Here is a 22535-nt window from a genome sequence, read left to right as displayed (position 1 = left end):
AATCCGGGCATCCGGTTTAGAACCCGATGACTGCAACAATGGGTATGGCCATCAAGATGCTTGAGAAAAACTATGATTCCGCGGCCGTAGAACCGAGAATTGCGAGGACCTGGGAGGAGGCGGACGCGTTTCGCGCCGGCGCGGGGGCCAAGCCCGGCGCCGAGACCTTCTCGATCGTCATTCCGCCGCCGAACGTCACCGGTTCGCTGCACATGGGCCATGCGCTCAACAACACCCTGCAGGACATCATGGTGCGTTTCGAGCGCATGCGCGGCAAGGACGTGCTGTGGCAGCCCGGCATGGACCATGCCGGCATCGCCACCCAGATGGTCGTCGAGCGCAAGCTGATGGAAAAGCAGCAGCACCGTCGTGAGATGGGCCGCGAGGCCTTCATCGAGAAGGTCTGGGAATGGAAGGCCGAATCCGGCGGCCTGATCTTCAACCAGTTGCGCCGCCTCGGTGCCTCCTGCGACTGGTCGCGCGAGCGCTTCACGATGGATGAGGGTCTCTCGGAGGCCGTGCTCGAAGTCTTCGTCTCGCTCTACAAGGAAGGCCTGATCTACAAGGACAAGCGCCTTGTGAACTGGGACCCGAAGCTCCTGACCGCCATCTCCGATCTCGAGGTCGAGCAGATCGAGGTCAACGGCAATCTCTGGCACCTTCGCTATCCGCTGGAGCCGGGCGTCACCTACCAGCACCCCGTCGCCTTCGACGAGGACGGCAAGCCGACCGAGTGGGAGACCCGCGACTATCTGGTGGTGGCGACGACGCGGCCGGAAACCATGCTCGGCGACACCGGCGTCGCCGTCCACCCGGACGACGAGCGCTACAAGGGCATCGTCGGCAAGCACGTCATCCTGCCGATCGTCGGCCGCCGCATACCGATCGTCGCCGATGAATACCCGGACCCGACGGCCGGAACCGGCGCCGTCAAGATGACGCCCGCCCACGACTTCAACGACTTTGAGGTCGGCAAGCGCCGCGGCCTGCGCGCCATCAATGTCCTGACGATCGAGGGACGCATCACGATCAAGGACAACGAGGACTTCCTCGAGGGCCTCGATCATCCCGCGGCGCTGCATGGCGCCTGGGATCAGCTGGAGGGCAAGGACCGGTTCGAGGCGCGCAAGATCATCGTCGAGATCCTCGAGGAAGCGGGGCTCGTCGACAAGATCGAGCCGCACAAGCACACGGTGCCGCACGGCGACCGCGGCGGCGTGCCGATCGAGCCGCGCCTGACCGAGCAGTGGTATGTCGACGCCAAGACGCTGGCAAAGCCAGCGATCGCCTCGGTGCGCGAAGGCCGGACCAAATTCGTGCCGAAGAACTGGGAAAAGACCTACTTCGAGTGGATGGAGAACATCCAGCCCTGGTGCGTGTCCCGTCAGCTGTGGTGGGGTCATCAAATCCCGGCCTGGTACGGACCGGACGGGCAGGTCTTCGTCGAGAAGACCGAGGAGGAGGCGCTGCACGCCGCAATCCAGCACTACATCTCCCACGAAGGGCCTTGGAAGGCCTGGGTCGAGGAGAAGCTGGAAAACTTCAAGCCCGGCGAGATCCTGACCCGCGACGAGGACGTGCTCGACACCTGGTTCTCCTCGGCGCTCTGGCCGTTCTCGACGCTCGGCTGGCCGAAGCAGACGCCGGAACTGGATCGCTACTACCAGACCGACGTGCTCGTTACCGGCTTCGACATCATCTTCTTCTGGGTTGCCCGCATGATGATGATGGGCCTGCACTTCATGAAGGACGACCTCGGCGAGCCGATCGAGCCCTTCCACACCGTCTACGTCCACGCCCTGGTGCGCGACAAGAACGGGCAGAAGATGTCGAAGTCGAAGGGCAACGTCATCGACCCGCTCGAACTGATCGACGAATATGGCGCCGACGCGCTGCGCTTCACGCTGGCGATCATGGCGGCGCAGGGGCGGGACGTGAAGCTCGATCCGGCCCGCGTCGCCGGCTATCGCAACTTCGGCACCAAGCTCTGGAACGCCACCCGCTTTGCCGAGATGAACGGCGTCAAGCTCGATCCGCAGTTCGTGCCGGAAGCGGCGTCGCTGACGATCAACCGCTGGATCCTCACCGAACTGGCCCGCACCGCCCGCGACGTCACTGACGCGATCGAAACCTATCGCTTCAACGATGCGGCAGGATCGCTCTACCGCTTCGTCTGGAACCAGTTCTGCGACTGGTACCTGGAACTGCTGAAGCCGGTCTTCAACGGCGAAGACGAGGGCGCCAAGGCCGAATCCCAGGCTTGCGCGGCCTATGTGCTGGAGGAGACATATAAGCTCCTGCACCCCTTCATGCCCTTCATGACCGAGGAGCTCTGGGCGCATACGGCGGGCGAGGGCAACGAGCGCGCCGGCCTGATCTGCCACGCCGAATGGCCGACGCCGGCTTACGCGGACGATGCGGCCGCCGACGAGATCAACTGGCTGGTCGATCTCGTCTCCGGCATCCGCTCGGTGCGCGCCGAGATGAACGTGCCGCCCTCGGCGGTGGCGCCGCTCGTCGTCGTCGGCGCCAATGCGCAGACGCGGACGCGCATCGAGCGCCACGAGCCGGCGATCCGCAGGCTTGCCCGCGTCGACGCGATCGCGCTTGCCGACGAGGCGCCGAAGGGCTCGGCGCAGATCGTCATCGGCGAGGCGACCGCCTGCCTCCCGCTCGGCAGCCTGATCGATCTCGCCGCCGAGACGGCGCGGCTGGAGAAGGCGATCGCCAAGGCCAGCGCCGAGGCCGATCGCATTCGCGGTAAGCTCGGCAACGAGAAGTTCGTTGCCAATGCGAAACCCGAGGTGGTCGAGGCCGAACGCGAACGGCTTGCCGAACTGGAACAACAGATGACGAGCCTCGCTACCGCCCTTGCACGGGTTGCCGAGGCACGCTGAGTCGGAACATCCATCCTGAAACAGAAGAACTGCGTGCCGCCGGCGCGCGGTTTTTTCTTTGGCCGAAAGCCAGTCTCCTCATGTGGTGCAAATGTCACATTTTGCGACCGCGTGGAAAAGCATCCTAAGAAATTGAGGGGTTTTCGCCCGCTGCGGAATATCCGCCTAGACTGCGGGGATAATCCGCAGCTTTCGACCAGACCGAGGCATCGTCGTGACGCCTGCTGAACCGGATTGTCCGGTCGCGGCATTTGCCAGGACGGGCGCGGTTTCCGATACTCCCCGTGAGGCGGCCGAGTCGGGGAAGCGGCCGGCGGCTTTTTGGCCAGGGGGACTGCATGACTTCGAGAATACTGACCGCGAGCTTGGCCGGGCTCACGGTTCTTGCCACCGCAACGACGGGCCATGCCGGCGGGCTGGAGCGGCACGGCTATGACGTCGACCTGCTGTTCGAGAAATCGCCGTTCTTCTTCGACGGTTCGGTCACCTATGTGATGCCGAACCGGAGGATCAGGAACGCGGTGGACGAGAGCGTTCCGGCGGCAGATCCGACCAACCTGAACAACATCGCCGGCTACTCGTCGACGGCCGACGGATCCGAGCCCTATGCCGATCCCTATCTCGGCGCCAAGGCGGCCATCGGCGATTCCATCGATTGCATGATCGACTATTCCGAACCGTTCGGGGCCAATGTGAAGCCGGGTCGACATTGGGCCGGCGCAAAGGACGTGAGCGAGCTCGAGATATTCAGCCACAACTATGGCGCCGCCTGCTCCTACAGGTTCGACGCCGGTCCAGGCCAGTTCCGCGTCATCGGGGGCGGATTCTATCAGGAGATCGGCGGTCATAAGGAGCAGGTTGTTGTGGCGCCCGAAATCCTTGCCGGCACGCCATTCAGCAACTTTTCCGGCCTAGGCCGAATGGAAGACATAAAGGATAGTAGCGGCGGCTGGCACGCGGGCGTGGGCTACGAGATCCCCGAATATGCGATGCGGGCGAGCCTCGTTTATACGAGCAAGGTCGATTACGACGATATCAATGGCACGCTTAATCTGACCGGTGTTCCGAAGGCTATTGCCGGAAGCCTGGACCATCAGCGTATCTTCGGCGAAAGCACGCCGGTCACGGCCTCCGCGACGCTTCCGGAATCCCTTGAACTCAAGCTGCAATCCGGCATCGCGCCCGATTGGCTGGGCTTCGGTTCGGTCAAGTGGACCAACTGGAGCCGCCTGCAGACGGTCGATTTCCGGTGTGATGGCAGCGCCGCGTTTTGCGGTGACGCGGCCGGCAAGACGCTCACCGCCCTCAACCTCTACTATCGCGACGGCTGGACGGTCACCGGCGGCCTCGGCCACAGGTTCAACGAACAGTGGGCCGGTGGCATGAGCCTGACATGGGATCGCGGCACGAGCACCGTCGTCGGATCGCAGAGCGATGTCTGGATGGTCGGCCTCGGAACGGCCTATTCCCCGAGCGAGCACGTCGAATTGCGGCTCAACGGCGCGCTCGGCTTGCTGACCAGCGGCGAGTCAAATCCGATCAACACGACCACGACCCGCTACGAGTACGGCACCGACTTCGTCTCGGCGCTCTCCGGCGAACTGCGGGTCAAATTCTGAAGACCGCGCCCGATCCGACTGCCAAGTATTGGGCAAAACCGGGGCCGGGCGGGCCATAACGGGGCCTTGTTTCTGATGGATGCTCTGCATGCCGGATGACCCGGTAGCAGAAGATTGAGGAACACTGTTCGCCTCATGGGTGTCTGTGCCCGTTCGGCAACACATTCTTTGCGATAGTTTGCTACACAGGTGTGACGGACCGTCCTGTCCATTTCCCGCCACAAACAGGGAGCAGCGATGGGTCCCGATGAGCGCTGCAGGAACAAGCGCTTCCGAGGAGCCGATGAACCGAATGATGCCCTTGTTGAAGAGATTGCCGCGGGAGGGTTGCACGAGCATTGCGGCTCGGACGGCCAGCAACAGCATGGCGCGCGATCGGTACATGGATGACGTTCTTCAACTCCCCGTTCCACTTATCAAAGTCCGCATGCCGTCCGGTGTCGGGCGCTGCGGAAGACAGCTGTAGCCATGTCCATGTCGGTGTCTCTTTCGATGAAATGCCTGGCCTTCGGGCTCTGTCTCTCGGTGGGGCAGGGCCTGGCGGCGGGGAACGTCTTCGCCTTCGATCCGGCCTCGGGCGTCAGCCGGGAAAGCCGGCCGTTCGATCTCTTCAAGTTCGGTTTCTACTCCTACAAGGAGGGGCGGAAGAACGACGCCATCGAGGCCTACCGCTATGCCGCCGAGAAGGGCCACACCGGCTCGCGTTGGGCGCTCGCCAACATGTATGCCGATGGCGACGGCGTCGCCGAGAACGACCTCGAGGCCTTCCGGATCTATAGCGAGATCGCCAGCGAGGGCGTCGAGCCGGGGTCCAACGACACGGGCTTCTTCGTCAATGCCCTCATTGCGCTTGCCGGCTACTACCAGCGCGGCATTCCCGACAGCCCCGTGCATGTCGACCTGGCGCAGGCGCGGCAGCTGTACTTCCAGGCCGCTTCGACCTTCGGCGTTCCCGAGGTGCAGTTCGAGCTTGCCCGAATGATCCTGGCCGGCGAGGGCGGCGCGACGAATGTGCACCAGGCCAAGAAGTGGTTGAACCGGGCCCAGAAGAACGGCCATGCCGGCGCGATGGGACTGCTTGGCAGCATCATCTTCCAGGAAGGCCAGGCGGCGCGGGGATTGGCGATGATGACCGCGGCACTCGACAACTGTGCGCCAAGCGAGCGTGCCTGGCTGCAGGAACTGCAGGAGCAGGCCTTCGCACTGGCGAGCGAGAAGGATCGGCGGTCGGCGTTGACGCTGACGCAGAAGATCAAGGGCGTCAACTGACGCTATCGCTCCTGCCAGGTCGGCGAACGGTCTTGGCAATTATCATCAAAACAGTGGCTTGAAGCATCGCGTGAAACCTTTTTCACGCGAGCTCCTCACGCTCAGGCCAAATTATCGGCTGAACCGCGCAACGACCGGCACGTGGTCGGACGGCTTTTCCCAGTTGCGCACGTGCTTGTCGACGCTTGCGCAGACGAGGCGGTCGGACGCCTCCGGCGACAGCATCAGGTGATCGATGCGGATGCCGTTGTTCTTCTGCCAGCAGCCGGCCTGATAGTCCCAGAAAGTATAAAGCGGAACCGTGTCCGTTGCTGCCCGCACCGCATCGGTGAAGCCGAGATGCTCCAGCCGTCGGAAGGCGTGGCGTGTCGGCGGCAGGTACAGCGCGTCGTCCTGCCAGGCCCTGACGTCCCAGCAATCGTGCGGCTCCGGTATGACGTTGTAGTCGCCGGCGAGCACGAGCGGTTCCTCCAGCGCCAGGCGGTGGCTTGCGAACGCGATCAGCCGTTCCATCCAGGCGAGCTTGTAGGGGTATTTGACCGGATCCTGCGGTGGATTGCCGTTGGGCAGGTAGATCGAGCAGACCCGGATCACACCGCTGCCGAACGAATAGACGCCCTCGATGAAACGCGACTGCTCGTCGCCGTCATCGCCGGGAAGGCCGCGGATGACCTCGTCGGGGCGGATCCTGGACAAGAGCGCCACCCCGTTGAAGCCCTTCTGGCCGTGCGTCTCGACATGGTAGCCGAGCGCTTCGACCTCGAAGCGCGGAAAGGCGTCGTCCTGGCATTTGATCTCCTGCAAGGCGACGACATCGGGTTGCGCCTCCCTCAGCCAGGTCAGCAGGTTGTCGATGCGGGCGCGCACGCCGTTGATGTTCCAGGTGGCGATCTTCATCGGGTTCTTTCTGGTCGAGCGGTCGGGAGGATCATTGAGGGAGGGAGCGCGCGCCAATGCGGTTGCCACGTTGTCAGATCGAGAAACTCGTGCCGCAGCCGCAGTTGGCGACGGCGTTCGGGTTCTTGATCTGGAACGACTGGCCCATGAGGTTGTCGACGAAGTCGATTTCGGAACCTTCCATGTAGACGAGCGAAAGCGGGTCGATCAGGACGCGCGCGTTGCCGCGCTCGAGCACGAGGTCGTCGCTGTCTGCAGCTTCGACGAGGTCGAACTTGTAGGAAAAGCCGGAGCAGCCGCCGCCCTCGACGGAGACGCGCATCGCTCCCTTGGTTGGATCGGCCTGAAGGATCGCGGCGATCCGCCTGGCGGCCGCGTCCGAAAGGGTGACGTTCTTGTCGCTCATATGTTCCTCCGGGCGGGGTCAAGGCCCGCCGAGAATCGTTTTTCCTGCCGGTCGCTGCAAACGGTCGGCCGTGCCTGTCGCGACAGCGGCGCCAAGTATCTGATCCGCTTGGCAGATCAGCATCATGCTTGCAGTCCGGCAGTGCGGTGTGCACAGTATAGGTATGAAGGCATCGAGGCCGCGTCAATGGGCGGCTCGAATGCGGGTGAGCTATGACACTGGACTTCCATGCCCTCGGTTTCGGCGCCGGCCAGAGAGCACTCTATGCGGCCGATCCCTGGTCAAGCCGCGGGCGACTTTTCCGAGAGGCGGCGAGCCCGACCCGCTCGGATTTCCAGCGTGACCGGGACCGGATCGTCCACACGACCGCGTTCAGGCGCCTGAAGCACAAGACCCAGGTGTTCATCGCCGCCGACGGCGACCACTACCGCACGCGGCTGACCCACACGATCGAGGTGGCGCAGATCGCGAGGGCGCTGGCCCGGGCGCTGCGGCTCGACGAGGACCTCGCCGAGGGGGTGGCGCTGGTGCACGACTTTGGCCACACCCCATTCGGCCACACCGGGGAGGATGCGCTGCAAGAGGTGCTGGCGCCCTATGGCGGCTTCGACCACAACGCCCAGTCGCTTCGGATCGTCACCAAGCTCGAACGCCGCTATGCCGAGTTCGACGGGCTGAACCTCACCTGGGAAAGCCTTGAAGGGCTGGTCAAGCACAACGGTCCGCTGCTGACGTCGGATGGCGAGGGCGTCCGCGGCCCCGTTCCCCAGCCGATCCTCGACTACTGCGCCCTTCATGACCTCGAGCTTGCGAATTTTGCCAGCCTCGAGGCGCAGGTGGCGGCGATCGCCGACGACATCGCCTACAACACCCATGATATCGATGACGGGTTGCGCTCCGGATACCTGTCCTTCGACATGCTGGAGGAGGTTCCGTTCCTCGCCGGCCTGATGGCGGAGGTGCGGGGTCACTATCCCAATCTTGAGCCGTCCCGGTTCACCAATGAGATCATGCGCCGGCAGATCACCGCCATGGTGGAGGACGTGATCGGCTATGCACAGGCGGCGCTGGCGGCGGTGCGGCCGACATGCGTCGACGATGTGCGCCGGGCAGGCCGCGTCATGGCCACCTTCTCCGAGACGATGGCCGAGACGGACAGGGCGATCAAGTCGATGCTCTTCAAGCGCATCTATCGTCACCCCGATGTGATGCGCGTGCGCGCCAATGCGGCCGCGATCCTCACCGACCTGTTTCACGCCTATATGGACGATCCGCAACTGATGCGCGGCCACCATTGGGCCGATCGAATAGCCGAGATGCCGGAGGCGGCGCGGGCGCGGCATGTCGGTGATTACCTCGCAGGCATGACGGACAATTACGCGGTCGATACGCACAGGCGGTTGTTTGACCACACCCCGGAATTGCGATAGTCACCCGCCGATTCAAGATTTAGCGCGTTGTGCGCATGGCGCCGGCAGGCGCGCGGATGGAAGACATGAACCTCTTTTTGGATTTCGACACCAGAATCAAGAGTGTACTCGAGGAGCTCGATGTCGTCCGTGCCAGGCGCGCCGACCTCGATTTCTCCCGCATCAGCGTGGAGCCGCCCCGGGACGCCAGCCATGGCGACGTGGCGACCAATGCCGCAATGGTGCTCGCAAAGCCGCTCGGCACCAACCCGCGGGCGCTCGCCGACCTGATCGTCGAGAAGCTGCGCCAGGACCCCGAGGTGGCCGAGGTCTCGGTCGCCGGTCCGGGCTTCATAAACGTTCGCCTCTCCGTCGCCTACTGGCAGAAGGTGCTGGTCGATATCATCCACAAGGGCACCGAGTTCGGCCGCAGCCCGGTCGGTACCGGGCAGCGGATCAACGTCGAATATGTCTCCGCCAATCCGACCGGCCCGATGCATGTCGGGCATTGCCGCGGCGCCGTCGTCGGCGATGCGCTGGCCAACCTGCTGGGTTTCGCCGGCTATGAGGTGACCAAGGAATACTACATCAACGACGCCGGTTCCCAGGTCGATGTGCTGGCCCGTTCGGCGTTCCTGCGCTACCGCGAGGCGCTGGGCGAGAAGATCGGCGAAATTCCCGCCGGGCTCTATCCGGGCGACTACCTCGTTCCGGTCGGCGAGGCGCTCGCGGCCGAGTTCGGGTCCAGCCTGCGGCTGATGCCGGAGGAGAAGTGGCTGCCGATCGTCAAGGATCGCACCATCGATGCGATGATGGCAATGATCCGCGACGACCTGAAGGCGCTGAACGTCACCCACGACGTGTTCTTCTCCGAGCGCACCCTGCACGCCAATGGTGGGGCGCCGATTCGCACCGCGATCAACGACCTGACCTTCAAGGGGCATGTCTACAAGGGCGTGCTGCCGCCGCCGAAGGGGCAGTTGCCGGAGGATTGGGAGGACCGCGAGCAGACCCTGTTCCGCTCCACCGAGGTCGGTGACGACATCGACCGGCCGCTGATCAAGTCCGACGGCAGCTACACCTATTTCGCCGCCGACGTCGCGTACTTCAAGGACAAGTTCGATCGCGGCTTCAACGAGATGATCTACATCCTCGGCGCCGACCATGGCGGCTACGTCAAGCGGCTGGAGGCGCTCTGCCGGGCGATTTCCGAGGGCAAGGCGAAGCTGACGGTGCTTCTCTGCCAGATGGTGAAGCTGTACCGCGGCGGCGAGCCGGTGAAGATGTCGAAGCGCTCCGGCGACTTCGTCACCCTGCGCGACGTCGTGGAGGAGGTCGGGCGCGATCCCGTGCGCTTCATGATGCTCTATCGCAAGAGCACCGAGCCGCTCGACTTCGATTTCGCCAAGGTGACCGAGCAGTCGAAGGACAATCCTGTCTTTTACGTCCAGTATGCGCATGCGCGCTGCATGTCGGTCTTCCGGCAGGCCGCCGAGGCGTTCCCGGACATCGATTTCGACGCTCTCGACTTGGCGTCGGCGGTGAAGGACAACATCGCCGATCCCAGTGAGTTGCAGTTGCTTGCCAAGCTCGCCGAGTACCCGCGGGTCGTCGAGGCGGCGGCACTTGCGCACGAGCCGCATCGCATCGCTTTTTATCTTTATGATCTCGCCAGTGCTTTCCACGCGCACTGGAATAAGGGCAAGGACATGCCTGACTTACGTTTTGTTAATGATAAAAACCGAGAATTGAGTATAGCCAGACTCGGGCTGGTGTATGCGGTCGCATCTGTTCTAAAATCGGGGCTTGCCATAACCGGCACTGCCGCGCCGGACGAGATGCGATAGCGTCACCTTTTGCCCACATTAAGCTGGCAAACGCGATTTTGTAGCTTGCGAGTGGAGCAGTATGGCAGACAAGAATCTTGCGCGAAGCGGACCAGCCGACCTCGGTCTCCTGTCGGACGACGACCCGTTGGCGGAACTCGCACGCATTGTCGGCTACGAACCGCGTAACGTGCCGACCGCCGCCCGTCCGGTGCCGCCGGAGCCCTTGCAGGAGCCGGCTTTCGATCTCGAGAGCGAGCTTCTGCGTGAGTTCGTGCGCTACGATGCGCCGTCGCTCGATCCGGCACAGGATGTCGAGCCGCAGTATCCGGCAGTCGCCGTCGAGCCGGAGCCGGCTGCCGTTGTCGGCGCGCCTTCCTCGACCGACGCCGGTCCTGCAGCGCCGGACTATGTACCCGTCGATGCTGCCGACGTGCTCGACAGCGCCGATGCGACGTCAGCCTTTGCCGCAAGCCCGATGGAGGCACTGGCGCATGGTGATGACCACGGCGCAGGTGCAGCGGACTGGCGCACTGTGCCGGCCGCAGCCGATCTTCACTCTCCCGAGGGCCTTGCGGCCGAGCCAGCCTCGTCGCATCCGGCCGTTGCCGACCGGGCCGAAGAGCGGCCCGAGCCGGTTTTCCTCGGCATGCAGCCGGTGGCGTTTGCCGAACCCGCCCACCTGGCGGAGACGCCGGCCGCAAACAAGCCGTCCGACTTCGATCTCGATCTCGATCTCGATCTCGATCGCGAGCTCGAGCTGTCGCTCGGTGACGCGTTCACCGCAACCGACGAGACGTCGGGTGCGGATGCTGCTTCGGTGCCCTACGAACCCCAGCCGTCGGTTTCGGCTGATCGGTCCCCCTATGAGGCGGCCGCCGCGGGGCTCGTGATTGCCGATACCGGAGCCGCCCATTCCGGCGTCCTGCAGCCGTCGCTGGTTGAACCGCTGCCGGTGACGGAGCCAGTGCTGCTGGATCCCGCCGGCATCGCCGCCCCGCCCGTCTATGCCGAACCGGTTCCCGTTGCGCCCGCGCTCGGCGAGGGGGCCCATTTTGAAGCGACGCAGTTGCCGGCGGAAGTCGATACGGTGGAGTTCGTGCCGGACTGGGTAGAGGCGCCGCGCAGCGAGGCGCCGCTCGCTGCAGCCGAGCAGGCCCTGCCGACTGCTGTCGCACCGGAGCCCGCGGCTGCCGCGTTCGATCCGGAGGCCGCCTATGCGATCGCTCCCGCGGCGCCGGCCGCCGACGGTTACCATTTTGACGAGTTGCTGGCCGAGGTCGAGCGGTTCCCGGTGCCTGAGCCGCGTGCACCGCTGGCTGCGCCGGTCGTGGCGCTTGCCACCCCGCCGGTCGCAGCTGCGGCCGCCCCTCTAGCCGAACCACCGCGTCCGCGGCCGGGATCGCTTGAGGGCTTTTCCAGCATCAAGTTCGGCCGTGCGACGCCGGTGGCGGTCGATCGCCGGCCGGCCAATGCACCCGTCCTCGCGCCGGCAGCGGCGCCAGCAGTGATCGCCCCCGTCGAGGAGCCGCAGGTTTCGGCCAGGATTGAGCCGCAGGTTTCTGCCAGGATCGAGCCGCAGGCTGCACCCGCTGCGACCCAGATCGAACCGGTCGCTGACGCCGCAGCCACGGATTTCGACGCGGCGTTCGGCGATTTCCAACTCGACCTGTCCGATATCGAACTCGACCTTTCCGACCTGGCGTTGGCGGACGAGCCGAAGCGGGTTGCCGCACCCGTCGTCGCCGCACTCGTTGCGAAACCATCCCAGGTCATTGCTCCGGCACCGGTGCGGGTTGCGCCGGAACCGGTGCTCGATGCGCGTGACGCGCGGCCGCAGTCGGCCTGGCCGGCCGCTGCCGCACCCGCAAGGGCAGAACCTGTCCGCGACATGCCTGCTCCGCAGCCGGCGATGTCCGCTCCGCAGCCGGCTGACCCTGCGCCCCAACGCGACGAGCCCGGCTTCGACCTGCCGTTTGATCCCGCCATGATCGCGGAGACCGACACAGGCGTGGCGCCCGCGCCCGAACTCGACGTGCCGCAGATACCAGTCATCGAAAAGGAAAAGCCGGTTCAGGCGCCCGAATACGATATCGACATCGATTCGGAGATGGCGCAGCTCTTCGCCACCCCGGCGCCGCTGGCCGACAACGAGCGAGGCCTCGAACGGGCTGCCGCGGTTGCAGAACACCAGGCACCGGCTGTCGCAGACGACTTCGACAAGGCGCTCGAGGAAGACTTGCGCCGTTCGTTCTCCCAGTCCGAACGGCACGCGATCCCGCTCGACGCCCAGCAGTCGCAGGACCACTATGTCGGCGACGGCTATGACGAGCCGGCACGGCGCGGCCGCGGGCTGATGATCGCGGCGGCAGCTGCCGCCGTCGTGGTGCTCGGTGGAGCCGGCACCTATGCGTTCTTGGGCAATGGGGCGGCGGGCGGTTCCGGTGAGCCGCGGGTGATCCTCGCCGATCGTGAGCCGATCAAGGTCGTGCCCGAGGAAAAGGGCGGCAAGACCGTTCCGAACCAGGACAAGGCCGTCTATGACCGTGTCTCCGGCCGGATGAACATGACGCCGCAGCAGGACCAGCTCGTCACCTCGACCGAGGAGCCGGTGGACGTCGTCCAGCGGACGCTGACGCCCGAGTCGCTGCCCTTCGACGGGCCGGAAGACGAGACCGAGGTGATGGATCTGGCCGGCGCCCCCGCCGACGATGAACGGCTGCTGCCGGGGGTCGACGACGAGGTGCGGGCGCCGACTGCCAGTGAGGAGGCAACCGGCCCGCTCGTCTCGCCGCGCAAGGTCCGGACGATGATCGTCAAGCCCGACGGAACGCTGGTCGCCCGCGAGGAGCCCGCTCCCGAGCCGCAAAGCGCACTCGCCATGCCGCAGGACGCTGCGCCGGCGGCAAATACAGCCAATGTGGCCCCGGTGTCGTCCGGAGCCGATACCGGCTTACGCGCCGAACAGGCGGACGACAGCCCACGCGCCCTGGAAGAAGTCGCCAATGCGGCGGTTGCCGAAAGCACGCCTGCGACGAGTGCGTCGGCAGACGTCGGTGTCGGCCAGGCGGTCGCCGGTGCGCCGGTGCCCGTGATGCGTCCGACCGACCAGCCGGTCGATGTCGTCGGCACCGTGACCGAGCGCGGCCGGGTTACCGACACCAGGCCGACCGAGACCGCGGCGCTTGCCGGCGAGGCTTCACCGCCGGCGGAGCAGGCGCAGGCGCCCGCCGCCAATCCCGGCGGCTATGTCATCCAGATCGCCTCGCTGCCGTCCGAGGCCGAAGCCCAGAAGTCCTACGCCAGCCTGTCGGCAAAGTTCTCCGGCGTGATCGGTGGACGCGGCGTCGACATCCAGCGTGCCGATATCCCGAACAAGGGGACCTATTATCGCGTGCGCATCCCGGCCGGTTCGCGGGAAGAGGCCAACGCGCTGTGCGGCCGCTACAAGACCGCCGGCGGAACCTGCCTGGTCACGCGCTAGGCGCACTTGAATTCAACGGACAAACGGCGCGGGCATTCCGCGCCGTTTGTCGTTTCGGCAGTGATTTTTGTGAATGCGGTGGGCGTCCTCTCGCCTTTCTCCCATGCTGTCGTATGATTCGGCGCATGAGCGAATCGAAATCCTTCATATCCGGCTGCAAAGGCCTGACCCTCACCGACGACGAGAAGGCCTTCTTCCGTGACGAACGGCCCTTCGGGTTCATCCTGTTCGGCCGCAACATCGGCGAGCCGGCGCAGGTCGCCGACCTCACGGCGGCGCTGCGCGACACGGTCGGCGGCGACCCGCGCATCCCCGTGCTGATCGACCAGGAAGGCGGACGCGTGCAGCGGATCAAGCCGCCGTATGTGCCGCAATATCCGAACGCCGCTGCGCTGGGCGCCATCTACCGGCAGGACGAGGCGAAGGGGCTCCGCGCCGCCTGGCTGATGTCGCGGCTCTTTGCCTTCGACCTGTCCCGCCTCGGCGTCAACGTCGATTGCTTGCCGGTCCTGGACGTCGCGGTTCCCGGCGTGCACGACGTCATCGGCAACCGCGCCTACGGGCAGGAGCCGGAGATCGTCGCGGCGATGGGGAAGGCGGCGAGCGAGGGGCTGAAGGCCGGCGGCCTGCTGCCGGTGATGAAGCACATGCCCGGCCACGGCCGCACCATGGTGGATTCCCATCACGACCTGCCGGTGGTGACCGCGCCGATTGCCGAGCTCGAGGCCATCGACTTCGTGCCTTTCAGACGCATGAAGGACGAGTTGATGGCGATGTCGGCGCACATCGTCTTCACCGACATCGACAAGGACAATCCGGCGACGACGTCACCGAAGGTCGTTCGCGATATTATCCGCGGTCACATCGGATTCGACGGGCTGCTGATGTCCGACGACGTGTCGATGAATGCGCTTGCCGGCGACATCGCCACCCGCGCCCGCGGCATCATCGACGCCGGTCTCGACCTGGTCCTGCACTGCCACGGCATCATGGATGAGATGATCGCGGTTGCCGAGACAGTGCCGCCGCTGGTAGGAGAGGGCCGCAGGCGCGCCGATGCCGTCATCGCCGGCTTTCCCAAGGCCGATGGCGCGGACGAGCAGGCGCTGCGGGACGAATTCGATGCCCTGATCGCGACCGCCTGAGGGCATCGCTGCTAGGAGCCCAGGTGTACGGAACGAGGTTCAAGCCGCAGAAGACCCAGTCACCGGACAGCGCGCCGATGGAGGAGCTGTGGCAGGATGATGCCAGCCGGGGTCTCCATGAGGAAGGCCTCGTGGTTGACATCGCCGGGTTCGAAGGCCCGCTGGACCTGCTGCTGCATCTGGCCCGAACGCAGAAGGTCGACCTGGCGCGGATCTCCATCCTGGCGCTCGCCGAGCAGTACCTCGCCTTTGTCGACCGGGCCCGGCGCGTCCGCATCGAGCTTGCCGCCGATTACCTGGTGATGGCCGCGTGGCTCGCCTATCTTAAATCACGCCTCCTCATTCCGCAGCAGCCGAAGGACGATGGCCCGAGCGGCGAGGAGATGGCCGCGACGCTGGCGTTCCGCCTCAAGCGGCTGGAAGCGATGCGCGACGCGGCGACGCGGCTGATAAACCGCAACCGGCTCGGTCGTGATTTCTTCGCGCGCGGCGCGCCCGAGCATATCCCGACCGAACGCAGGTCTGCCTTCGACGCCTCCCTCTACGATCTGCTCAGCGCCTACGCCTCGCTGCGCCAGCGTCATGCGATCACCCAGGTGACGATCGAGAAGCGCAACGTCTGGTCCCTCTCCGATGCGCGCGAGGTGCTGCATCGGCTGCTCGGCGAGGTGGCGGACTGGACTGCCATGGAGCATTTCCTGCTGCGTTACCTGACCGATCCCTCCGAGCGGCGAACGGCGATCGCCAGCGCGTTTGCCGCCTCGCTCGAAATGGTGCGGGAGGGCCATCTGGAAATCCGCCAGGAGGGCGTGTTCGAGCCGATCTACCTGCGGCGCGGCGCACGCGCGCCGGTGAATGGCGGAAAGGATGGCGATCGTGTCTGAGGCCGGCGACCGTGAGGAAATCGTTGCCGGGCCGGAGAGCGCGACGGTCGTCGATCCGCGCCGGCTGCACGAGGCGGCGCGGATTGCCGAGGCCCTCGTCTTCGCCTCCGCCGGTCCGGTCGCGGAGAGCTATATCGCCGACCGGCTGCCGGCCGGCGTCGATGCCGGTCACGTGATGCGGCAGTTGAAGGCGCTCTATGCCGGCCGCGGCGTCAACCTCGTGCAGGTCGGCGACCACTGGGCCTTCCGCACCGCGCCGGACCTCTCCTTCGTCGTGCGCAGCGAAGAAGGCGAGGTGCGCAAATTGTCGCGCGCCGCCCTCGAAGTTCTTTCGATCATCGCCTACCACCAGCCGGTCACCCGCGCCGAGATCGAAGACATCCGCGGCGTGCAGACGTCGAAGGGAACGCTGGACGTGCTGCTGGAGGCCGGCTGGGTGAGGTTCCGCGGCCGCCGGCGCACGCCGGGCCGTCCGGTAACCTTCGGGACCACCAAGGACTTCCTCGACCATTTCGGTCTGGAGGAACTGCGCGACCTGCCGGGACTGGAAGAATTGAAGGGGGCAGGGCTGCTCTCGGGCCGCATCCCATCCAACTTCCAGATCCCGCTGCCGCTCGGCGAGGACGAACTGTCCGACGACGAGGATCCGATCACGCCGATGGATCTCGAGGAACTCGGCCTCTTGACTCCGGGTGGAAAAGAAGACGAATAGCGGAAGCTTATCGTCGCCCTGAATTGCCACCGCTTTTCACGGCGGTACGGCAAGGGCGTCGGATAGCTCCGGGCCTTCAGCATGGCAGGGATCGGCAAGAGCATGGCTTGGAGTCCGCCGGATTTTAGCGAGACCGGGATGCGCACGGCGTCGGCGGTCACCTTCGCGGCAAAGCTTTCCTTCGAGAACATCCATCACAGCTACCACGGCAAGGAGACGATCCGGGGCATCTCGATGTCGGCCGAACCGGGCGAGGTCCTCTGCCTTCTCGGCCCGTCCGGCTCTGGCAAGACGACGCTGCTGCGCATTGCCGCCGGCATCGAGGCGCAGGGCAAGGGCCGGGTGCTGCTGAACGACCAGGAGATCGCCGGGCCCAAGGTCTTCCTGCCGCCCGAACGTCGCGGCGTCGGGCTGATGTTTCAGGATTTCGCCCTTTTCCCGCACATGTCCGTGCTGGACAACGTCCGATTCGGCCTGACCGCGCTTCCGAAGGCCGAAGCCGTGGCCGAAGCCCATCTGGCGCTCGAGCGCGTTGGGCTTGCGCATTATGCCGAAAAATTTCCGCATGCCCTGTCGGGCGGCGAGCAGCAGCGCGTGGCGCTTGCCCGGGCGCTTGCCCCGCGTCCGGCCGTGCTGCTGATGGACGAGCCGTTTTCCGGTCTCGATTCGCGGCTGAAGGATTCGATCCGCGCCGACACGCTCTCGATCCTGCGGCATTCCCGCGCCACGACGATCGTCGTCACCCATGACGCCGAGGAGGCGATGCGCATGGGCGACCGCATCGCCCTTCTGCGCGACGGCAAGCTGGTGCAGGTCGGAACCGCGGAAGAGCTCTACCTGCGGCCAGCCGATCTCTTCGCGGCCGGGTTCTTCTCGGAGATCAACGTCTTCCCGGGCAAAGTCGCCGCCGGCAGGGTGGAAACGCCGCTCGGCAACGTCCCGGCGGGCCGGCTTTCGGACGGCACCAAGGTCCGCATCGCGGTCCGGCTGTCGGGTGTCGCGGTGTCGCCGGCGGACGGAAACATTCCCGCCCGGGTCCTTTCCCGACGGTTCCTCGGCGTCGTCGAACTGCTCGAACTGGCGGTCCCGGGCACCGACCAGCCGGTGCGGGCGCGCGTCCGGGCGGGCCAATTGCCGGGCGGATTGCGTGAAGTCACAGTTTCCGCTATCGAGCGGGACATTTTGGTGTTTGAAAATCACGGCTGATCGTCTTACATCGGATACCGAATTCTATAGGGAGTAAGAGGAATGGGTTCTTTCAGCATCTGGCATTGGCTGATCGTTCTGGCGGTTGTGCTGTTGCTGTTCGGCCGCGGCAAGATTCCCGAACTGATGGGCGACGTCGCCAAGGGTATCAAGAACTTCAAGAAGGGCATGACCGACGAGGAGGCCAATGACCAGGCCAAGACCGTCGATCACAAGGCCGACGAGACGAAGTGATCGTGCCCGTGGCGTCCGCCCGCGGTCGATAAGGACATACCCGCATGCTTGAGGTCGGCTGGACCGAGATTCTTGTCATCGCCATCGTGCTGATAATCGTGGTGGGTCCGAAGGACCTGCCGCAGATGCTCAGGACGTTCGGCCGCATGGTGTCGAAGTTGCGCGGCATGGCCGGCGAATTTCGCCAGCAGTTCGACGAGGCGCTGCGGGAAGCCGATCTCGACGATGTCCGCAAGACGATCGGTGATGCGCAGAAGCTCAATCCGATGAACGCCATCCGCGAGGCGGTCAATCCGCTGCGGCAGATGGGCGACGAGATCAAGTCGGATCTTCAGAAGTCGACGAACACCGCTCTTCCGTCGATCGATGCCGAGAAGCCCGCGGACGAATCCACGCCGACCGGCGGTGCGGCGCCCGGTTCCGCCCCCGCGGCCGGCCCGGTGCCGGCCGCTCCCGCAGTTCCGGTGCCGCCGGTTCAGGCCGCCCCGGTGCCGCCGGTCCAGGCTGCCCCCGTCTCACCAGTCCAGGCCGCTCCGATCGAGCCGGCGAGGCCCGCCGCCTCGGCTGCGGCATCGCCGGCTGCTGACGCCTCTGCCGTGAAGCCGAAGACGGGTTCGAAAGCGGCGGCCGGAAAAACCGCGGTTGCCAAGCCCGCCGTCCGCAAGACCGCGGCGGCAAAGACGGCAAAAGCGGCATCGTCGCCCCAGGCAGAGCCGGCCGAGAAAGCGCCGGTGAAGACGAGAACGGCGAAGAAAGCAACGGCCGAGCCCGCTGCTGCGGCCACCACGCGCAAGCCCAAGAAGGACAAGGCATGAGCGGCGACTATGAGGACAAACCCCAGCCGCTGATCGAGCATCTGATCGAACTGCGGCGGAGGCTGATGTGGGCCGTCGGCGCGTTCTTCGTCGCCTTCCTGGTCTGCTTCTATTTCGCCAAGGGGCTGTTCAACCTGCTCGTCCTGCCGTTCAAGTGGTCGGTCGAGTGGGCCGGGTTGACGCATCGCAACATCGAGCTGATCTACACGGCGCCGCAGGAGTTCTTCTTCACCCAGATCAAGGTGGCGATGTTCAGTGCGCTGGTGATCGCCTTCCCGATCATCGCCCAGCAGATCTACAAGTTCGTCGCCCCCGGTCTGTACAAGAACGAACGGGCGGCGTTCCTGCCGTTTCTGATCGCCTCGCCGGTGCTGTTTCTGATCGGCGCCGCCCTGGTCTATTTCTTCTTCACCCCGATGGTGATGTGGTTCTTCCTGTCGATGGAGCAGGGCGGCGGCGAGGGGCAGGTCTCGATCCAGCTTCTGCCGAAGGTCTCGGAATACCTCAGCCTGATCATGACGCTGATCTTCGCCTTCGGCCTGGTTTTTCAGCTTCCGGTGGTGTCGTCGCTGCTGGTGCGTGCCGGCTTCATCACCTCGCAATCGCTCGTCGACAAGCGCAAATATGCGATCGTGATCGCCTTCATCGCCGCGGCGGTGCTCACCCCGCCCGATCCGATCTCCCAGATCGGCCTTGCGCTGCCGACCATCCTTCTCTACGAGATTGGCATCTATACGGCCCGACTCATCGAACGGCAGCGGGCGAGCGCCGCCCAGGAATCGGACTCCGAGGAGGATGCGGCGTCGGCGTCAGCATCGCAGGAAGCCGACAAGGCTTGAAACGATAGCAGGCGCAAGCGAACGCTGCCGGGCGGAGAGGGCGAAACCCTGCGACGCCTGGAACGAAAATGCTTGACATAAAATGGATCCGCGAGAACGCCGAAGCCCTTGACGCAGCGCTTGCGAAACGCGGCGCGGAGCCTGTTGCGGCCGGCCTGATCGCGCTTGACGAGACCTGCCGCGCCGTCATTCAGAAAGCGCAGGAAATGCAGTCGCGCCGCAACGCCGCCTCCAAGGAGATCGGCGCGGCGATGGCCCAGAAGGACACGGCGCTGGCCGAGCGGCTGAAGGCCGAGGTCGCCGAGATCAAGACGCAGCTCCCCGCCGCCGAGGACGAGGAGCGCCGGATCACCGCCGAATTGAACGATGCGCTGTCGCGCCTTCCGAACGTGCCGCTCGAGGACGTGCCGGTCGGCGCCGACGAGAATGACAACGTCGAGAAGCACAAGTGGGGCGCTAGGCCCGGCTGGAACCACAAGCCGCTAGAGCACTTCGAGATCGGCGAGGCCCTCGGTTGGATGGATTTCGAGGGAGCGGCGAAGATCGCCGGTTCGCGCTTCACCATCCTGAAGGGACAGTTGGCACGGTTGGAGCGGGCGCTCGGCCAGTTCATGCTCGACACCCACACGCAGGAGCACGGCTATATCGAAGTGCAGCCGCCGCTGCTGGTTCGCGACGATGCCATGTTCGGCACCGGGCAGCTGCCGAAGTTTGCCGAAGACCTGTTCCGCACGACCGACGACCGCTGGCTGATCCCGACCGCCGAAGTGCCGCTCACCAACCTGGTCCGCGACGAAATCCTCGCCCAGGAAAAGCTGCCGCTGCGCTTTACGGCGCTGACGCCGTGCTTCCGCTCCGAAGCCGGCTCGGCCGGCCGCGACACGCGCGGCATGCTGCGCCAGCACCAGTTCATGAAGTGCGAGCTCGTCTCGATCACCGATGCCGAGAGCTCGGTGGCCGAGCACGAGCGGATGACGGCTTGCGCCGAGGAGATCCTCAGGCGGCTGGACCTGCATTACCGCGTCGTGACGCTCTGCACCGGCGACATGGGCTTCGGCGCCCGGAAGACCTACGACATCGAGGTCTGGCTGCCGGGGCAGGACACCTATCGCGAGATTTCCTCCTGCTCGGTGTGCGGCGACTTCCAGGCCCGCCGCATGAACGCCCGCTATCGCGGCAAGGAAGACAAGAACCCGAAATTCGTGCACACGCTGAACGGCTCCGGCGTCGCAGTCGGCCGGGCGCTGATCGCCGTGCTCGAGAATTATCTGAACGAGGATGGTTCGGTGACGGTGCCCGATGCTCTGCTGCCCTACATGGGCGGGCTGAAGAAGATCGAAAAGGCCAGCTGAAGGGATCGGTCCGCATGCGCATCCTGCTCACCAACGATGATGGCGTGCACGCCGACGGCCTTGCGGCCCTTGAGCGTATCGCCCTTACGCTGACCGACGACGTCTGGGTCGTCGCCCCCGAGACCGACCAGAGCGGGCTGGCGCATTCCCTGACCCTGTCCGAGCCGCTGCGCCTGCGGCAGGTGGCCGAGAAGAGGTTCGCCCTTCGCGGCACGCCGACCGATTGCGTCATCATGGCGGTCCGCGAGATCCTGCCGGGGCCGCCGGATCTCGTGCTGTCCGGCATCAATGCCGGCGCCAACATGGCCGACGACGTCACCTATTCCGGAACGATCGCCGGAGCCATGGAAGGGACGCTGCAGGGCATCCGCTCGATGGCGCTCAGCCAGGCCTTTCGCCACGCTGACGAGCGCATCGTGCCGTGGCAGGTGGCCGAGCGGCACGCGCCCGACCTGATCCGTCGCCTCATGGAGGTCGAGCTTCCCGACGGCACCTTCCTCAATCTGAATTTCCCGGATTGCGAAGTCGACGCCGTCGCGGGGATCGAGGTCACATCGCAGGGCAAGCTCGATTTCGGGATCACCATCGAGGAGCGCAAGGACGGCCGGGGCTTTCCCTACTACTGGCTGCGCTTCGGCGACCGGCACGGCGACTTCCGCGCCGGCACCGACATTCAGGCGCTGCGGGAAAAAGCGATCTCCGTCACCCCGCTCAAGCTCGATCTGACGGATTATGCGGTGCTTGACCGCGTGCAGCGCGCGCTTCTGTAGACGTTTTCAGCCGATCTGCTGTGTAATATTGGTTCTTTGCCTGTCTTTACCGCATGAGGCGCTGCACGCTGCCGGGGGACATGCAGTCGGCTGAGGGGGAGGTGGCTATTGAGCACGGCACGGGTGGTTGAAAAGGAAGGGTTTGCTGCGCTGGCCCTGCGCCTCAGGGGCGAGGGGATCAACAACCTCGATCTCCTCACCGCCGTCGAACAGACGCCGCGCACCATGTTCGTTCCGCCGCAGTTCGCCGGCGACGCCTATTCCAGCCGCCTGCTGCCGATCGACTGCGGATCCTTTGTCGAGGGCGCCGATCTCGCCGTCCGGCTGCTTCATCTGCTCAATCTCAAGGCCGGCCAGCGCGTTCTCGAGATCGGCACCGGCAGCGGCTTCACCGCGGCCGTCATGGGCCGCTTGACCGAGCGGGTCCTGACGGTCGACCGCTACAAGACCCTGGTAACGGGTGCGCAGCAGAGCATCGAGAAGAACGGCATCCGCAACGTCATCGTTCGCCAGGCGGACGGCAGCAACGGCATGCCGGGCGAGGGGACCTTCGACCGGATACTGGTCACCGCCGCCTTTCCGTCGATGCCGCGTCAATTCGTCGAGCAGCTCGTTTCCGGTGGCATGCTGATCGCGCCGGTCATGGTCAGCGACACCGAATGCCGGATGCTGCGCCTCGTCAAGACCGGCAGCCGCTTCGACCGCGAGGACCTTTTCGAGGTTCCCTACCTGCCGATCGTGCCGCATCTGGCCCAGGCCCTCTGAGCTGGC

At 65.3% G+C, this 22535-nt stretch carries 18 protein-coding genes; 16 read left to right on the top strand and 2 right to left on the bottom strand.

Translation table 11 applies throughout. From position 1 onward, the window contains the following. The first annotated feature begins 56 nt into the window (after window positions 1-56). The 3 genes from C7449_RS11765 (at window position 57) to exoR (ending at window position 5785) form a co-directional block, all read left to right on the top strand. Window positions 57-2897, top strand: coding sequence for a valine--tRNA ligase (locus tag C7449_RS11765; RefSeq protein ID WP_108003209.1), 2841 nt, complete (start codon window positions 57-59; stop codon window positions 2895-2897). A 338-nt stretch (window positions 2898-3235) separates the two neighbouring features. Then, window positions 3236-4516, top strand: coding sequence for an OmpP1/FadL family transporter (locus C7449_RS11760; RefSeq protein WP_108002981.1), 1281 nt, complete (start codon window positions 3236-3238; stop codon window positions 4514-4516). Window positions 4517-4984: 468 nt separating this feature from the next. After that, window positions 4985-5785, top strand: a complete 801-nt coding sequence (gene exoR / locus C7449_RS11755; RefSeq protein ID WP_108002980.1) for an exopolysaccharide production regulator ExoR — start codon at window positions 4985-4987, stop codon at window positions 5783-5785. A 111-nt stretch (window positions 5786-5896) separates the two neighbouring features. Here exoR and xth read toward each other — a convergent pair whose 3' ends face one another. Together xth and erpA are read right to left on the bottom strand one after the other, a co-directional pair. Further along, window positions 5897-6682, bottom strand: coding sequence for an exodeoxyribonuclease III (gene xth, locus C7449_RS11750; protein WP_108002979.1), 786 nt, complete (start codon window positions 6680-6682; stop codon window positions 5897-5899). Window positions 6683-6755: 73 nt separating this feature from the next. Beyond that, a complete protein-coding gene (erpA, locus tag C7449_RS11745) occupies window positions 6756-7088 on the bottom strand; it encodes an iron-sulfur cluster insertion protein ErpA (RefSeq protein WP_108002978.1) in 333 nt (110 codons plus the stop codon). 212 nt (window positions 7089-7300) lie between these two features. Here erpA and C7449_RS11740 point away from each other — a divergent pair, with 212 nt between their 5' ends. The 13 genes from C7449_RS11740 to C7449_RS11680 all read left to right on the top strand — a co-directional run bounded on the left by C7449_RS11740 (window position 7301) and on the right by C7449_RS11680 (window position 22529). After that, on the top strand, window positions 7301-8518 hold the full coding sequence (locus tag C7449_RS11740; protein ID WP_108002977.1) for a deoxyguanosinetriphosphate triphosphohydrolase: 1218 nt from the start codon (window positions 7301-7303) through the stop codon (window positions 8516-8518). Between the two features lie 65 nt (window positions 8519-8583). Continuing rightward, entirely contained in the window at window positions 8584-10344 is a 1761-nt protein-coding gene (gene argS, locus C7449_RS11735; protein ID WP_108003208.1) for an arginine--tRNA ligase, read from the top strand. A 61-nt stretch (window positions 10345-10405) separates the two neighbouring features. Then, window positions 10406-13807, top strand: a complete 3402-nt coding sequence (locus C7449_RS11730) for an SPOR domain-containing protein (RefSeq protein ID WP_108002976.1) — start codon at window positions 10406-10408, stop codon at window positions 13805-13807. 125 nt (window positions 13808-13932) lie between these two features. Next, entirely contained in the window at window positions 13933-14952 is a 1020-nt protein-coding gene (nagZ, locus tag C7449_RS11725; protein ID WP_108003207.1) for a beta-N-acetylhexosaminidase, read from the top strand. Window positions 14953-15029: 77 nt separating this feature from the next. After that, on the top strand, window positions 15030-15836 hold the full coding sequence (locus C7449_RS11720; protein WP_108002975.1) for a segregation and condensation protein A: 807 nt from the start codon (window positions 15030-15032) through the stop codon (window positions 15834-15836). Further along, the gene (gene scpB / locus C7449_RS11715; protein WP_374828275.1) at window positions 15808-16548 is read left to right on the top strand and encodes an SMC-Scp complex subunit ScpB; all 741 of its coding nucleotides are present in this window, start codon (window positions 15808-15810) and stop codon (window positions 16546-16548) included. The genes C7449_RS11720 and scpB overlap by 29 nt, the downstream gene beginning before the upstream one ends. A gap of 138 nt (window positions 16549-16686) precedes the next feature. After that, window positions 16687-17754: an ABC transporter ATP-binding protein gene (locus C7449_RS11710; RefSeq protein ID WP_108002973.1), complete on the top strand. Its 1068-nt coding sequence runs from the start codon at window positions 16687-16689 to the stop codon at window positions 17752-17754. Window positions 17755-17796: 42 nt separating this feature from the next. Beyond that, a complete protein-coding gene (locus tag C7449_RS11705; RefSeq protein WP_108002972.1) occupies window positions 17797-17988 on the top strand; it encodes a twin-arginine translocase TatA/TatE family subunit in 192 nt (63 codons plus the stop codon). A 44-nt stretch (window positions 17989-18032) separates the two neighbouring features. Continuing rightward, window positions 18033-18803, top strand: coding sequence for a Sec-independent protein translocase protein TatB (gene tatB, locus C7449_RS11700; RefSeq protein WP_108002971.1), 771 nt, complete (start codon window positions 18033-18035; stop codon window positions 18801-18803). Then, complete coding sequence (tatC, locus tag C7449_RS11695; RefSeq protein WP_108002970.1) at window positions 18800-19642, top strand: twin-arginine translocase subunit TatC; 843 nt, start codon at window positions 18800-18802, stop codon at window positions 19640-19642. The genes tatB and tatC overlap by 4 nt, the downstream gene beginning before the upstream one ends. Before the next feature lie 68 nt (window positions 19643-19710). Beyond that, the gene (gene serS, locus C7449_RS11690) at window positions 19711-20994 is read left to right on the top strand and encodes a serine--tRNA ligase (protein ID WP_108002969.1); all 1284 of its coding nucleotides are present in this window, start codon (window positions 19711-19713) and stop codon (window positions 20992-20994) included. A 14-nt stretch (window positions 20995-21008) separates the two neighbouring features. Then, complete coding sequence (gene surE, locus C7449_RS11685) at window positions 21009-21764, top strand: 5'/3'-nucleotidase SurE (protein WP_108002968.1); 756 nt, start codon at window positions 21009-21011, stop codon at window positions 21762-21764. Window positions 21765-21872: 108 nt separating this feature from the next. Continuing rightward, entirely contained in the window at window positions 21873-22529 is a 657-nt protein-coding gene (locus C7449_RS11680) for a protein-L-isoaspartate(D-aspartate) O-methyltransferase (RefSeq protein WP_108002967.1), read from the top strand. Window positions 22530-22535: the final 6 nt, after the last annotated feature.

This window comes from Mycoplana dimorpha, assembly GCF_003046475.1.
Taxonomy (GTDB): domain Bacteria; phylum Pseudomonadota; class Alphaproteobacteria; order Rhizobiales; family Rhizobiaceae; genus Mycoplana; species Mycoplana dimorpha.
Note: the sequence above shows the minus strand (reverse complement) of the source record. Positions and strands in the feature narration are given on the sequence as shown.

Excerpts from the sequence above, each read along its gene's own strand:
- surE (WP_108002968.1), top strand. The coding sequence starts at position 21,009 with ATGCGCATCCTGCTCACCAACGATGATGGCGTGCACGCCGACGGCCTT.
- xth (WP_108002979.1), bottom strand. The coding sequence starts at position 6,682 with ATGAAGATCGCCACCTGGAACATCAACGGCGTGCGCGCCCGCATCGAC.
- argS (WP_108003208.1), top strand. The coding sequence starts at position 8,584 with ATGAACCTCTTTTTGGATTTCGACACCAGAATCAAGAGTGTACTCGAG.
- C7449_RS11740 (WP_108002977.1), top strand. The coding sequence starts at position 7,301 with ATGACACTGGACTTCCATGCCCTCGGTTTCGGCGCCGGCCAGAGAGCA.
- erpA (WP_108002978.1), bottom strand. The coding sequence starts at position 7,088 with ATGAGCGACAAGAACGTCACCCTTTCGGACGCGGCCGCCAGGCGGATC.
- C7449_RS11710 (WP_108002973.1), top strand. The coding sequence starts at position 16,687 with ATGCGCACGGCGTCGGCGGTCACCTTCGCGGCAAAGCTTTCCTTCGAG.
- serS (WP_108002969.1), top strand. The coding sequence starts at position 19,711 with ATGCTTGACATAAAATGGATCCGCGAGAACGCCGAAGCCCTTGACGCA.
- nagZ (WP_108003207.1), top strand. The coding sequence starts at position 13,933 with ATGAGCGAATCGAAATCCTTCATATCCGGCTGCAAAGGCCTGACCCTC.
- C7449_RS11705 (WP_108002972.1), top strand. The coding sequence starts at position 17,797 with ATGGGTTCTTTCAGCATCTGGCATTGGCTGATCGTTCTGGCGGTTGTG.
- C7449_RS11765 (WP_108003209.1), top strand. The coding sequence starts at position 57 with ATGCTTGAGAAAAACTATGATTCCGCGGCCGTAGAACCGAGAATTGCG.
- C7449_RS11720 (WP_108002975.1), top strand. The coding sequence starts at position 15,030 with ATGGAGGAGCTGTGGCAGGATGATGCCAGCCGGGGTCTCCATGAGGAA.
- scpB (WP_374828275.1), top strand. The coding sequence starts at position 15,808 with ATGGCGGAAAGGATGGCGATCGTGTCTGAGGCCGGCGACCGTGAGGAA.
- C7449_RS11760 (WP_108002981.1), top strand. The coding sequence starts at position 3,236 with ATGACTTCGAGAATACTGACCGCGAGCTTGGCCGGGCTCACGGTTCTT.
- tatB (WP_108002971.1), top strand. The coding sequence starts at position 18,033 with ATGCTTGAGGTCGGCTGGACCGAGATTCTTGTCATCGCCATCGTGCTG.
- exoR (WP_108002980.1), top strand. The coding sequence starts at position 4,985 with ATGTCCATGTCGGTGTCTCTTTCGATGAAATGCCTGGCCTTCGGGCTC.
- C7449_RS11730 (WP_108002976.1), top strand. The coding sequence starts at position 10,406 with ATGGCAGACAAGAATCTTGCGCGAAGCGGACCAGCCGACCTCGGTCTC.
- tatC (WP_108002970.1), top strand. The coding sequence starts at position 18,800 with ATGAGCGGCGACTATGAGGACAAACCCCAGCCGCTGATCGAGCATCTG.